13 protein-coding genes, 2 pseudogenes and 1 riboswitch are annotated in these 12,326 nt (G+C 35.7%); of the genes and pseudogenes, 10 read left to right on the top strand and 5 right to left on the bottom strand.

Going from position 1 to position 12,326, the window contains the following annotated elements:
- Positions 1 to 155: 155 nt before the first annotated feature.
- Together ACLHDF_RS18210 and ACLHDF_RS18215 are read right to left on the bottom strand one after the other, a co-directional pair.
- Positions 156 to 797: a hypothetical protein gene (locus ACLHDF_RS18210; protein WP_413920109.1), complete on the bottom strand. Its 642-nt coding sequence runs from the start codon at positions 795 to 797 to the stop codon at positions 156 to 158.
- Between the two features lie 162 nt (positions 798 to 959).
- A complete protein-coding gene (locus ACLHDF_RS18215) occupies positions 960 to 1,733 on the bottom strand; it encodes a sulfite exporter TauE/SafE family protein (RefSeq protein ID WP_413920110.1) in 774 nt (257 codons plus the stop codon).
- Between the two features lie 122 nt (positions 1,734 to 1,855).
- Between ACLHDF_RS18215 and ACLHDF_RS18220 the strand changes: the two genes are divergently transcribed.
- A complete protein-coding gene (locus ACLHDF_RS18220; protein ID WP_413920111.1) occupies positions 1,856 to 2,623 on the top strand; it encodes a TrmB family transcriptional regulator in 768 nt (255 codons plus the stop codon).
- A gap of 291 nt (positions 2,624 to 2,914) precedes the next feature.
- Here the strand turns inward: ACLHDF_RS18220 and ACLHDF_RS18225 are convergent, their stop codons facing one another.
- The gene (locus ACLHDF_RS18225) at positions 2,915 to 3,541 is read right to left on the bottom strand and encodes an FMN-dependent NADH-azoreductase (protein WP_413920112.1); all 627 of its coding nucleotides are present in this window, start codon (positions 3,539 to 3,541) and stop codon (positions 2,915 to 2,917) included.
- Between the two features lie 198 nt (positions 3,542 to 3,739).
- Here ACLHDF_RS18225 and ACLHDF_RS18230 point away from each other — a divergent pair, with 198 nt between their 5' ends.
- From ACLHDF_RS18230 to ACLHDF_RS18240, 3 genes and pseudogenes are all read left to right on the top strand, one after another.
- Entirely contained in the window at positions 3,740 to 3,925 is a 186-nt protein-coding gene (locus ACLHDF_RS18230; protein ID WP_413920113.1) for an SDR family NAD(P)-dependent oxidoreductase, read from the top strand.
- Positions 3,873 to 4,418, top strand: a pseudogene (locus ACLHDF_RS18235) (winged helix-turn-helix domain-containing protein); the annotation flags it as partial. The gene ACLHDF_RS18230 and the pseudogene ACLHDF_RS18235, both read left to right, overlap by 53 nt.
- Positions 4,415 to 5,491, top strand: a complete 1,077-nt coding sequence (locus ACLHDF_RS18240) for an ATP-binding protein (protein ID WP_413920114.1) — start codon at positions 4,415 to 4,417, stop codon at positions 5,489 to 5,491. The pseudogene ACLHDF_RS18235 and the gene ACLHDF_RS18240, both read left to right, overlap by 4 nt.
- Here ACLHDF_RS18240 and ACLHDF_RS18245 read toward each other — a convergent pair.
- Positions 5,482 to 6,767 (bottom strand): annotated as a pseudogene (locus ACLHDF_RS18245) (PLP-dependent aminotransferase family protein). The gene ACLHDF_RS18240 and the pseudogene ACLHDF_RS18245 overlap by 10 nt on opposite strands.
- A gap of 103 nt (positions 6,768 to 6,870) precedes the next feature.
- Between ACLHDF_RS18245 and ACLHDF_RS18250 the strand changes: the two are divergent.
- The 5 genes from ACLHDF_RS18250 (at position 6,871) to ACLHDF_RS18270 (ending at position 10,023) form a co-directional block, all read left to right on the top strand.
- On the top strand, positions 6,871 to 7,479 hold the full coding sequence (locus tag ACLHDF_RS18250) for a LysE/ArgO family amino acid transporter (RefSeq protein ID WP_413920115.1): 609 nt from the start codon (positions 6,871 to 6,873) through the stop codon (positions 7,477 to 7,479).
- 71 nt (positions 7,480 to 7,550) lie between these two features.
- The gene (gene fosB / locus ACLHDF_RS18255) at positions 7,551 to 7,979 is read left to right on the top strand and encodes a metallothiol transferase FosB (RefSeq protein ID WP_413920116.1); all 429 of its coding nucleotides are present in this window, start codon (positions 7,551 to 7,553) and stop codon (positions 7,977 to 7,979) included.
- A 115-nt stretch (positions 7,980 to 8,094) separates the two neighbouring features.
- Complete coding sequence (locus ACLHDF_RS18260; protein ID WP_413920117.1) at positions 8,095 to 8,292, top strand: hypothetical protein; 198 nt, start codon at positions 8,095 to 8,097, stop codon at positions 8,290 to 8,292.
- A gap of 831 nt (positions 8,293 to 9,123) precedes the next feature.
- Positions 9,124 to 9,267, top strand: a complete 144-nt coding sequence (locus tag ACLHDF_RS18265; protein WP_413920118.1) for an anti-repressor SinI family protein — start codon at positions 9,124 to 9,126, stop codon at positions 9,265 to 9,267.
- Positions 9,268 to 9,690: 423 nt separating this feature from the next.
- Entirely contained in the window at positions 9,691 to 10,023 is a 333-nt protein-coding gene (locus tag ACLHDF_RS18270; RefSeq protein ID WP_413920119.1) for a helix-turn-helix domain-containing protein, read from the top strand.
- Between the two features lie 340 nt (positions 10,024 to 10,363).
- On the opposite strand, the gene ACLHDF_RS18275 is transcribed toward ACLHDF_RS18270, so the two are convergent.
- Positions 10,364 to 10,510, bottom strand: coding sequence for an anti-repressor SinI family protein (locus tag ACLHDF_RS18275; protein ID WP_413920120.1), 147 nt, complete (start codon positions 10,508 to 10,510; stop codon positions 10,364 to 10,366).
- Between the two features lie 24 nt (positions 10,511 to 10,534).
- Positions 10,535 to 10,633: riboswitch (cyclic di-GMP riboswitch) on the bottom strand.
- Positions 10,634 to 11,053: 420 nt separating this feature from the next.
- On the opposite strand from ACLHDF_RS18275, the gene ACLHDF_RS18280 reads away from it, so the two are divergent.
- Positions 11,054 to 12,313 carry a fibronectin type III domain-containing protein gene (locus ACLHDF_RS18280; RefSeq protein ID WP_413920121.1) on the top strand — a complete coding sequence of 420 codons (1,260 nt, stop codon included), beginning with the start codon at positions 11,054 to 11,056 and terminating at the stop codon, positions 12,311 to 12,313.
- The last annotated feature ends 13 nt before the right edge of the window (positions 12,314 to 12,326 follow it).

The following is a 12,326-nucleotide window of genomic DNA, read 5'->3' on the forward strand; positions in this document are numbered from 1 at the left end:
TCCATTTTTTTAGAATAATCTGTATTATATCATTGTATGAAAACTTTAACTATTACTGATTGAATACTCAGCCATTAGAGTAGTGAAGTAGCCGGAGGCTATCTAGAATAAAAAAACAGCAGTTTTTACCTGCTGCTTTTCGCCTTATAAAACTATCATTGCATCACGGCATTTATTCCTTCTTTTCTAACGCCTAGCATGTGAGTAGCTTTTTTATCAATATCTTTAGCTGTATTGGAAGAAATGACGCCTACGCCGCTTAAGTCATAGGCAAGACTTGTAACAAGCAGTTGCTCTCTTTGTGCTAGCGTAGCGCATGTAAGAGCAACAGTTTTAGCATGAACGCCACTCATATTTAACTCATCAGTAGAAGAAGCTGCTTCTTGATAAAGAGAATCATATCCCCCAAATCCCACTTGCGCAATTAGAAAGTCATAGATGTCATCGGCATCTTTTTTAGAAGGCTGAGAAAAAGCTCTTTGAAATTTATTGCGCGGTAAAAATTTTAATGCTGCCTGTCTGCCATCTTCATAGATTTTTTCTTGTATTTCTTTACCGGCTCTTTCGTCGCCTTTTTTCTGCGCTGCATCTAGCTGCTTACGATATTTTTGAATAACGACTCCATCCTGCTGATTGTTTCCCTCTTTGAAAGTAGCTGCTGCTTTTGGCACATCCGATGTTGCTAGAGTTTCAGTAGCGTTCTCTGAAGAAGAAAAGAACGTATTTTTGACAAAAATAAGTGCAAAAATCAGCAAAATAAACCATAAAAACCCAAATTCCTTAAACAAAATGATCACATCTGTATATTATTTCCAATTGTGTAAAAAAACATCGAACAGTATACAACAATTTTAGTGTTTTTAACACATTTACCCAAAAATAAGAAAATAGTAAGAGGTGGTTTTATTAATATAATAGATATATAGGTTCATTGTTATGGTTCTACAGAAATGATTAATCTATTTATACTGATTCACATAATCGAATATATTTTTGCTAATAAGACTTAAAGTAACAAGGATAAAAAGCGTTCGGACGTACGTCACGCCTTTTGATAAAGCGACATTTGATCCAACAAATGAGCCTACAATCATCGCAAACCCCATAATTAATCCGTAAGAAAACACAACAGAATCAAAATATAAAAACACAAGCAAAGCACCTAAATTACTGCCGAAATTTAAAAACTTTGCGCTGCCTGCTGACTGCAAGAAATCAAACCCCATAAATAAAAAAGCAAATAAAATAAATGAACCTGTTCCTGCTCCTAAAAATCCATCATAAAAACCAATAATAAAAATAAGTGCGGTAAAGAAAATAAGCTTTTTGATAGATAACGGCTTATACGTAGACGTGGTGCCCCAGTTTTTTTTGAAGATTGTATAAATAGCAACTAAAACAAGGAGAATCAAAATAACCGGTTTCAAAAAAGCAGAGGACAGAAAATGAACGATGATTGAACCTCCTAAAGAACCGATAAATACAAAAGGAAACCATTTACCTACGACGCGGAAATCGACTTTTCCGGATTTGACAAATCGAATGGTACTCGTTAATACGCCCATCGTTCCAGCTAATTTATTTGTAGCTAAGGCAGCAGCGGGAGGCAGGCCTAAAAATAAAAGAGCGGGTGTAGAAATTAAACCGCCTCCGCCAACTACGGAGTCAATGAATGCAGCTAAAAAACCAAATAGTAAAAGCAAAAGGACAACCTGTAAACTTAATTCTTCCATAAAGCACCTTCCTCATGTCATAATATATAGTAACTACTTAAATAGTAACTATATAAAAAGCAGTTGTAAATATGTAAATGAAGAAAATTTCAAATAACTTAAAAAACAAGGAGGTCCTCTCTATGGAGAATATTATTAAGCAGCTTCAGTCACTTGGGTTTAATCAGTATGAATCAAAAGCATACGTGACACTTGTCAAAAAAGGATCTTCTACTGCCTATAGCATTAGTAAACATTCAGGTGTGCCAAGAGCGCGTGTATACGATATTTTACAAACGCTTGAGGAAAAGGGCATGGTGTTAAAAGAAGAGCGTAATGATGGTACTGAGTACACCCCGCTGCCCGTCGATGCTTTTTTGCATTCGCTGCAAAAAAAATGGAGTGAAACATATGAAGACGTTAGCGAAACGCTTAAACGTTTTGAAGCTGCGGAGTCTATAGCAGAAAGCCGAGTTATGACGATGAAAGGAGAAAAGGCCATTCTTGCTTTTTGTGAGTCGCTAATGCTGAAAGCAAAAAATAAAATTGTCATCTCCCTTTGGCCTGATATTTACAATGAGTTGAAACCTCTTTTATTGCAGTTAAGAGAGAGTGTAACACTAAAAGGAATTGTGTTTGAACAAAGTGAAGTGATGGAGGAATTTGACCGACACCGTCATACAAGTTATACCGAAAATATTGGGAATCAAAACTGGTTTATTATATCTGTTGATAGCCAAGAAACGATTTATGGTCATAAAGAAATGGCTTACTATACTAATAACGCAGTCAACATTAATTTACTTGAAAATTATATTTGGCATGATATCCTCGTTAACAGACTTGTAGAAAAAAGTGATCGGGAAATGGACAGGTGGATTGAAAGGGAAAGAGAAAGCTTTTTTGCGTAGAAAAGAGATTGAGGCATAATTACATCAATCCAATCTATAGACGAACAAATTGGATACATGGGCCAGTAGGTATCACTTGTTAAACCGCTGTTGATTAAAGGACAAGACTTCGCTTTCCATAGGAGCCTTCGCCTTGCTCTTTAATTAACAGCAAGAAGCTACTACATATATGAAACGTATGTTCACCATCACCATGAAAAAATCCGAACGAGTTGGATTCTTCATCAAGAATCTAGATTCATCGTTCGGATCTTCCTTTAACTAAAATACGTTTGTTCAAGCCTCTTTGTACTAAAAGGTTTGTGCAAGTTTTTTTGCTTCTGCTATTCCTTTTTCTTTAATTTCCTGGGCTTTATCGGGCATTGCATTATGCCCTTCCACAAAGATGCCGTCTAACGAAGGTACTCCGAAGAAATTCATCATAATACCAATATAACGATGTCCCATTTCCATATCAGCTGCAGGACCTTCAGAATAAATGCCTCCGCGTGCTTGAATATGAAGCGCTTTTTTATCCGTTAATAGCCCAACAGGACCTTCTGCCGTGTACTTGAACGATTTACCCGCCACGGCTACAGAGTCTAAATAAGCTTTCATAACCGGTGGAAACGAAAAGTTCCACATAGGTGTTACAAAGACATATTTGTCTGCTGTTACAAACTGTTCGCTCAATTCTGCAAGGCGATTGACCTTTTCCTGTTCATGTGAAGAGAGTTCCGAGCCAGACTGAAGTTTACCCCAGCCGCTAAATACATCTGCATCAATGTGAGGGATATTTTCTTTGTAAAGGTCAATATGTACAACTTCGTCACTTGCATTGTGTTCTTTGTAAGCGTCGATAAATGCTTTTCCAGTTGTCATACTGAATGATTGAGACTCATCGTGAGGATGAGCTGTAATATAAAGTACTTTTGCCACGTTTTATCATCTCTTTCTTGTTTGAAATAATGTACTGTCTTATCGTTATCACTCATACAAAAAACTATACGTGATTTGTCCAGCAAGATGAAAAAGAGCGCAAGAAAAGGATATTTATATAGAAAATAATGGTATAATTGATATCTGACTATTTACATAACACATGTGTGTAACAGAAAGTAAATAAGAGGTGTGGACATGAAAGAAAAATGGATAATCGTTACGGGGGCAGGCTCCGGAATTGGCAAAGAAATTGTAAAAGAGTCTGTTTCAAACTCCTATTCAGTTATTGCTTGTGATATTAATGATGGAGCTTTGAGGCGGCTAGCTGAAGATACAAAAGGTCATATTGGACATTATGATGCCGCAGATGAATGGAATTGATGCTGCTTTTAAAATACGTGAAGAAAAAAACATGCCCATTATTATGCTGTCAGCTAAGTCAGAAGATATGGACAAGATTTCTGGTTTAACAGCAGGCGCAGATGACTACTTAACAAAACCATTTAATCCTCTCGAGCTCATAGCACGAGTTAAATCACAGATTAGACGCTATAAAAAATACAATGAACGTGCTGAGCGTGAAATTATTCAAATTGGCGATTTAGAAATTAACCGCAGTACCCGCCTCGTCTTTGTGCGAAATCAAGAGATTCGCTTAACACCAAAAGAGTTTGATATTTTAGAGCTGCTCGCACGTAACAAAGGAACGGTGATGAGTATGGGGAAAATATATGAAGCCGTATGGCAAGAAGATGCGTTTAAATCAGATAGTACTGTAATGGTCCATATCACAAAGATTCGTGAAAAAATTGAGGATGACCCGAAAAAGCCCATTTATATTAAAACAATATGGGGCGTAGGATACAGGATATGAGAAGAATAAGTGTAAAGCTTCTTCTCGCTGTCATTATAAGTTTTTTGGCTACCAATTTAATTTTCATTTTAATTGCTAGGCTTGTTTTGAGCACGTATATACAAGAAGAGAAAATGAATATCCCTGCATATAATGTATTGGCGTTTGGGCTTTTCTTTATCGCCGTTGTGGTCTTTGTTTTTGTTTTTTTAGTACTTATTCGTTCCCATATTCGTTATCTTAAAGAAATCTCTGAACAAGTTCAAAAGATCTCAAATGGAGATTTAGGCGCAACCATCCATGTACGAGGAAAAGATGAGCTAGCTGAATTAAGTCAAAATATTAACAAAATGTCTGCGCAGCTTCGTGCAAAATTTGATCGTGAACGAGAAATCGAACAAGTAAAAAATGAGTTAATATCCAGTGTGTCTCACGATTTGCGTACGCCATTAACGTCTATTGTGGGATATCTCGATTTAATCAAAAAAAGAGAAAATATAGATAATGAAACATTAGATAGCTATTTATATATTGTTGATTCAAAAGCAAATTATTTAACTGATTTAATAGAAGAATTGTTTGACTATACAAAATTAACGAGTCCCGATTTTCAGCTTCAACGAAATGAAGTGGATATCAAACGTTTGCTTCAGCAGGTAATAGGAGAGTATGAGCCGATTTTAAAAAGAGAAGGCATTGACGTTCACACTGACTTTGCTTGTGAATGGAATGTAGTCATTGATGTAGAAAAAATGGTAAGGGTATTTCAAAACTTGCTCGAAAATGCCAAAAAATACAGCAAAAAGCCTTCCGTATTAGAGGTGAATCAGAAAGTTCAAAAGGATTCAATAGTTATTTCCTTTACAAACAGCATTAGCATCAGTGAGAAAATTGAGGTAGAAAAATTGTTTGATCGATTTTATCGAGGTGATGAATCAAGAACGGACGCGAATGGTTCAGGTTTAGGACTGGCCATTGCAAAACAAATTATTCAGCTGCATCAAGGAGAGATACGAGCAAAGCAGCAGCACGATAGGCTCACTTTTTTGATAAAGCTGCCGTTAACACAAGAAAGCCTTGAGAATCACATGTAAAGATTCTTAAGGCTTTTTGCTACTATTTTGATGCCGTATTCAAATTCTGCAAGCGTCGCATAAGCAAAGGATATTCTGATATGCTGTGCCGTTTCATGATCATATAATGGGCCTGGATTTAAAAGAACGCCTTGGTCTAGACAGTGCTTAAATAATTTCCGCATCGAAACAGGCTTATGCAGCGTAAGCCAAAAATAAAAACCTCCGTTCGGAGCATCCCACGTAGCGAAACTTTTCAAATACTTCTCTAAAAAAGCCTGCGTTTGCTGAGATTTTTCTTTTAATTTATGGCGTACGCTGGTAACGTGCTTGTCATAGATTCCTGTCTTAAGAGCTTCAGCAGCTGCCCATTGTGATAAGGAACTGGCGCCGGTGAATGAAACCAAAGCTCTCCGTACGCATCATCTTCAATGATAGGCAAATGCATCATTTCACACTGAAGAAGCAGTTCTTTACGTCTTTGTTCGTTCATCGTCACATTGGTGGGGTTATGAAAGTTCGGTATCGTATACAAAACTGTGCCTTTTTCTTTTTCATGCTGGTCTTTTAAGGAAGATAAACAAATTCCTTCTTTGTCCAATGACACGCCCGTTAATTTCATGTTCGCGGACTGAAACAATGGTAGAGAATAAAGATAAGAAGGCTTTTCAGCTAAAATATTGGCACCTGGAGGCAGCAGGCCGATTGAAATTAATTGAAGCGCTTGAATTGAGCCAGATACAATTAAAATAGATGAAGGAGACGTTTCAATTCCCCGTTTTTTTAAATGCTTCGCTAACTCTTTTCGCAGTTCATCGCTGCCTTTTGGATGCTCATAGCCCAAGTGTACGTTTCTATGTTTCATTCCGCTAAACAGCTCCGAAAGCTGATCAGAAGGAAGCAGGTCGGATGCTAACTCTCCAGTTCCTAAACGAATAATGCCCTGTTGAAATTCAGCTTCGTTAATACGGCGGATAGTCGGAGAATTTGGTTGGTATATTCCTGCTTCTACATAAGAGTTCCAGTTCATGTGAGAAGTTGATGCTAATAAGCTCCACGTATTGTTAATGACCTTGGTTCCGGCGCCTTTGTTTCCACTGAGCAGTCCTTCAGCAATCAAGTCGTCGGTTGCCGTCACCACCGTGCTTCTGTTTACAGAAAAGGCAGCAGCTAAATGGCGCTGCGAAGGGATTTTAGTTCCAATAGGCCACTCTCCATTTGTGATTTTCTCTTTCATGTACTCTTGAATTTGTTTGTGCATTGGCTTTTTATCAGCCGGATCTGGAGTCCAGTTCATGTGATACCACCTTTTTGGAATTTGGTTGGTATTATAAATCAAAACTTGGATGGAGACAACAGGTTATGTCAATTGTAAGATGAAAGAGAAAGGAGAGAGTAACATGTTTACAGTGGTTATACATGCTTTGTTGTTAGCGTTTGGCTTGATTTTACCTTTGGGGGTACAAAATGTGTTTGTTTTTAATCAAGGAGCAAATCAACGAACGTTCAAACAGGCGCTTCCCGTAGTGGTGACGGCTTCTGTTTGTGATACGATTTTAATTGTGGTAGCAGTGTTGGGAGTTTCAGTAGTAGTTGCTGCTTTTTCATTTTTTCAAACGCTTATTTTTGGAATTGGCCTTCTTTTTTTAGCGTATATGGGATTTGTAACATGGAAGAACGAACCTTCGAAAACGTCATTAAAGGAAGGAATGACGGTAAAAGCGCAGATTCTATTTGCTGCTTCTGTATCTTTACTAAATCCTCACGCGCTGATGGATATTATGGGCGTAATCGGAACAAATTCTCTACTGTACAGCGGGAAGGAAAAATGGGTCTTTACGCTGGTGACGATATCGGTTTCATGGATATGGTTTTTATCCTTAGCTTTTGCAGGAAAAGCAGTAGGAAAAATGGATTCAAATGGGGAAATAATGATTTGGGTGAATAAGATTTCTGCATGTATGATTTGGGGAGTGGCTCTTTACATGGCAAAAAGCATTCTTTTTTAGTAGAATAGATGCTAAAAGGAAAGTTATGTAATATAAAAAAGTACTTTTTTTCTAGAAAGCGAGGTTAAAAGATGATTCAAGGAATTAATCACATGTGCTTTTCTGTGTCAAATTTAGAACAATCCATCACCTTTTATCAGAAAGTGTTAGGAGCGGAACTTTTAGTGAAAGGAAAATCCACCGCTTACTTTAATCTGAATGGATTGTGGCTGGCGCTAAACGAAGAAAAAAATATCCCTAGATCAGACATTCAGCATTCGTATACTCATTTGGCATTTTCTCTTTCAATGGAAAGCTTTGATGAAGCAAAAGAACTGTTAAAACAGCATAATGTAACAATATTACCAGGAAGAAATCGCGACGATAGAGACAAAAAATCTATTTATTTTACGGACCCAGACGGTCATAAATTTGAATTTCATACTGGTACGCTCCAAGACCGTTTAACGTATTATCGAGAAGCAAAGCCTCATATGGAATTTTATTCGCTAGAAGAGTAATACTAAAATAGTTATATAAGGTAACAATTCTATTACATTCGTGTTCTTCTTGCATTTACCGTTAAAAGAAAGGCGCTGTTGTGATATAATGGAAAAAAAGTGAGGAGGAGGAAGAATGTATACCGCAAAACAGATGAAATTTGGTTCGCATATTGTCATAGGCGTACTTTTCGGCATACTAGCTGCGATGTTAATCGGCACTTTCTATCAAAATGTACCGGGTGTATTGCCATACGGTATGATTAGTGGACTTGCAGTAGGGCTAGTAGCAGATACATATTATGCAACTAAAACAAAAATAAAGGCTATCTAATATAGAGAGTAAGAAAAAGCAGTGAAGATGTAGCTTCACTGCTTTTTAATATTCCAAAATTATATCACTCAAAAAGCACTACTTCGAATCCGTTTCCGCGGTAACAGGTCAGAAGCGTATACAGTTCTGCACGGTGGTGGTATAAGTGAGACTGAATTTCAAGCAGCCATTCAAAGTGTGTATACGTGCATCCCCCAATAGATTGTTTGTATTGAAAATAGCTTTTGTTCATCAAAGGAATAGTAGGCTGTTTTTAGCTGATTGAATCCCTCTATTAAAGCTATTTTGAGTTCAAGCTTTGTATAAGCTGGATGCTGCAGGTAAAGGTTATTCATTTTATCTTCAGAGTAGCCTAAAGAAATATGATAGTCTGCAGTATAAGTGCAGCAGCTCTTGAATAGACCGCATGTGAGGGAAGAGACGATAAGCAAGCTCTTCTTCTGTAACTTCATCAATGATTGCGGTTAGAGAATGGATTTCAATTTTAATACGTGTATTAGGAAACTAATTATCGTAAATAGTTTGTAAATAATAGATTATTTCTATCTTTTCGTCGCATGCTGGCAGATAGGCCTTAAGGGCAATTTACCAGCATACATATAGAGAAAAGGTATAGAATAATTCTTGATCTATGACGCCTTTATAGTTTTATAATATTTATTATGAGAATAATAGACAAAAAATTTAAAAAATAATGAGTTTATTGGAAAAAGTAGTCGAATGTTCTAGTAATATCCATTATACTGTAAAGTAACAGGGGGAAATAAGGACTTTTGTTTTGAAACACTTTCAGAAAGCGTTACCAAAGATATGGTGAAGGAGACTGGAATGATGAGCGTGAATGATAAAAGTACTATTGATTTAGAATGGATTCATTTAATGCAAGAAGCTCGAAATCAGGGGGTTAGCATACAAGAAGTTAAGGAATTTCTTTTAAATGCAAACCAATTCCATAAGAAAAAATATAATAAATGAGAAGTTTAGTTACTGCATAAACTGTCTATCTAGCTTACATTCGTTCAGATATTTAAGAGTATATAGTTTCAAAACATGTTGTTAATCTTGTTGAACAGTAGAGAAAGACAGGAGAGACTATTATAGGCGGATAGCCCAATAGAATCCGCTTCCTTTTATTATTTTAGCAGGGATGGGGATGGTGAAAGATACTTCTTCTATATAATTATACCCACTAAAAAAATTTCACTGTATAATTACAATTGCTCTAACATATTGCTTTTGTAAAACAGATAATTAATATCTTATTTGGAATACGTAATAAGGCTATTTCGATCCATTTAACCAGGTTTTCATAGTCCAACAATAATTAAATTTGTGATAGGATTTAGGGTAGAACTGTGGTACAATTATCCCTACAAGCATTTATTAAGGGTGATAAATATGACAATTGGTCAACGTATCCGAGAACTTCGAAAGAAACAAGGAATATCATTAACTGAACTTGCTAACCGTGCGGGAGTAGCTAAGTCCTATATCTCTTCTGTTGAAAGAGATATTCAATTAAACCCATCTATTCAATTTTTAAATAAGATTTCAACCTCTTTACATGTCAGTGTGGATAAATTAATTCATGATTCTTCCGAGAGTGATAGCTCAATCGCAATAGATAGTGAATGGTTAGATTTAGCAAAAGAGGCAGCTGAATCCGGTATAAGTAAAGAGCAGTTCAAACAGTTTCTTGAATTTCAAAAGTGGCAGCGTTCGAATCAGTGAACCCCAAATCATCTGTTTTAAAGGGCAGTAGAAACTGATTGATTATAACTGCCCCTAAAGGTTCTGCATGAGTAGTAAAGAAAGTTATTATTAAGTAAATTTAAAATAATCCCTTCGTTTAGTTCAATGATGTAAAAGACAACTGCTTTTAACCTCATCTCCTTTCCTTCTTTTTATCTACCCGTACTATTACATGCTTTTCTCTTTCTTTTTTTCTTGAAAGTCAAAAACTAAAGTATAACAAGTTTAATAATGAATATACTCTTTTAATAGTTCTCAGCTCAAAAAAAAGAATCTAATTCCTATTTGAATTAAATCCCTCGTATCCGCATTTTAACTTTCAGCTGTGTTTGTTATAAGTGATAAACCTTCTTATTTCTTCAATAGGAATTCCCATTTTATATGCGGCCTGCATAAGTTCGATCCATTCTTCATCTAGCTTCTCTTCTTTTTCACTCTTTGTAACCATTTTAATCTGATTCAGCATTCTTCTACCTCCAGCTATTCTCTATCAGGTAACCCAGCTATCATAATCTTTTATATTTAAATTCAAGACCTTAGACCTGCGGCTTTGCGTCCTGCTCTTTCAAACAGTTTGCTCTTTTCTGAATCATTTGTATTATGATTATTTTACTACAAGAAAAGACGTAAGTGTGTCGCAATTTGTCGTTTTTATAATGATTAGACGAAAAAGATGTAATGAGGTGTAGAAAGTCGCTTCTCTATAATTTTTAATAATTAAGTAACTTTTATGTGCTGGAAAAATTAATAATTTTGTCTATATAGGTGATTGTACAAGCGCTTTTTAAAATTATGCATATCATGTATAAAGGACTACTAAAAATAAAATTTATATAATTATTAAGTATTCAGTGCTCCGTTGAAAAAAATCTTTTAGAAGTATGATTTAAGTAATCCCTTTACACAAATAGAAGAATTATTATGTAATTAGCAATTTAGGTAAGAGGAGGTAGAGAAAGCAGATAATAATGAATTATTTGCAGAATTTATTAAATGGAGGGCAGTTTTGATGTCATTAGAAATTGTAATTAGACGAGGGCCAAAAGCTAATCTTTCTATATTAGCTAAAGGTGAATTCGGTTTGTGTAACGATACAAGTGAATTGTATATCGGTACAGCTGAGGGTAATAAACTTTTAGAAAATGGAGCAGAAATAAAAATTGTTGATCAGATAATAACAAATATTAAGACTGACATGCTTCAAGGAATAAACGGATTAAACGAAAAAATCAAACTTTATATGGACAAGACACAAACCTCTGATTCAGCGGATTTTGAAATAACAATTATAGATAGCACGATAAATGAGAAAATAACGGTTAATAATAAATTAGTTCAAGTATATACACAAGGTCTACAACAGGATATTTTAGAAACAAATGCTCAGGCTCTTATCTATGATGCATCAAGTAACATGTTTAAAAATCAAGCATTGTCAGCAGGCTGTGTAACTTTAGCTGATTTCCCTTTGCAGTCTGTTAAGCGACTAATGCCTTATGACGTAACTAATTTAATAGTCACAGATGCCTCTCGAACTAGTTTAACGCTTTCATGGAATGCGAGTGAATCGGCAGACGTCAAAAATTATAATATATATTCGGGGGCATCCTTAATTGGCACTACTACAGCAACCACTTTCACCGCAACAAATCTAACCCCTTCAACAAATTATAGTATTACTGTAAAATCTCAAAATGTGCGGGGTATTGAAGGATATGGAACTTTAATCAATACAAGAACATTGGGGGATTTTACATATGCAAAATTAGCTAATACTGACTATGTAGAAGTACCCCCCATAAGCTTTACATCTATAGAGTTGATCATAAAATTTTCAACTGCAAAAAATGCCTGGACGAATATAATTGTTGAAAGTTTAAAATCAAATCCTTCTTATAACTTATACTCTCAATTTAGTGGAACACAGTATGCACGACTAGGTTTTGGTGATATGTATGTAAATGGTGTTTTAAAACCAGACAGAAATTATGCAACTATACCAGAGAATACAAAAGTAGTCATTCGATTAGACACATCGGGAGAAACACTTGTAACAGACAAATGGAATATATTTGCTTCTAGGGCTGGAACATCCGTTATAAGAGGGAATATTTATAGAGTGAAATTTTACAAAACAGATGATAAAGGTAAACAGGTGCTTGTATCAGATTATGATTTCTCTTATCAAGTAACCGATAGTAAAATTGTTGATCTTATGGGCAATAACGAACCTATGGTATTGCATGGAGGTTCATTTATTGCTAACTAATAAAAGGGGATGC

The sequence above is a fragment of the Priestia megaterium genome (genome assembly GCF_046599315.1).
GTDB classification, from domain to species: domain Bacteria; phylum Bacillota; class Bacilli; order Bacillales; family Bacillaceae_H; genus Priestia; species Priestia megaterium_F.

Coding starts and splice junctions, on each gene's coding strand:
- ACLHDF_RS18215 (WP_413920110.1), bottom strand. CDS start 1,733: ATGGAAGAATTAAGTTTACAGGTTGTCCTTTTGCTTTTACTATTTGGT.
- ACLHDF_RS18220 (WP_413920111.1), top strand. CDS start 1,856: ATGGAGAATATTATTAAGCAGCTTCAGTCACTTGGGTTTAATCAGTAT.
- ACLHDF_RS18230 (WP_413920113.1), top strand. CDS start 3,740: ATGAAAGAAAAATGGATAATCGTTACGGGGGCAGGCTCCGGAATTGGC.
- ACLHDF_RS18240 (WP_413920114.1), top strand. CDS start 4,415: ATGAGAAGAATAAGTGTAAAGCTTCTTCTCGCTGTCATTATAAGTTTT.
- ACLHDF_RS18250 (WP_413920115.1), top strand. CDS start 6,871: ATGTTTACAGTGGTTATACATGCTTTGTTGTTAGCGTTTGGCTTGATT.
- fosB (WP_413920116.1), top strand. CDS start 7,551: ATGATTCAAGGAATTAATCACATGTGCTTTTCTGTGTCAAATTTAGAA.
- ACLHDF_RS18260 (WP_413920117.1), top strand. CDS start 8,095: ATGTATACCGCAAAACAGATGAAATTTGGTTCGCATATTGTCATAGGC.
- ACLHDF_RS18265 (WP_413920118.1), top strand. CDS start 9,124: ATGAGCGTGAATGATAAAAGTACTATTGATTTAGAATGGATTCATTTA.
- ACLHDF_RS18270 (WP_413920119.1), top strand. CDS start 9,691: ATGACAATTGGTCAACGTATCCGAGAACTTCGAAAGAAACAAGGAATA.
- ACLHDF_RS18275 (WP_413920120.1), bottom strand. CDS start 10,510: ATGCTGAATCAGATTAAAATGGTTACAAAGAGTGAAAAAGAAGAGAAG.
- ACLHDF_RS18280 (WP_413920121.1), top strand. CDS start 11,054: ATGTCATTAGAAATTGTAATTAGACGAGGGCCAAAAGCTAATCTTTCT.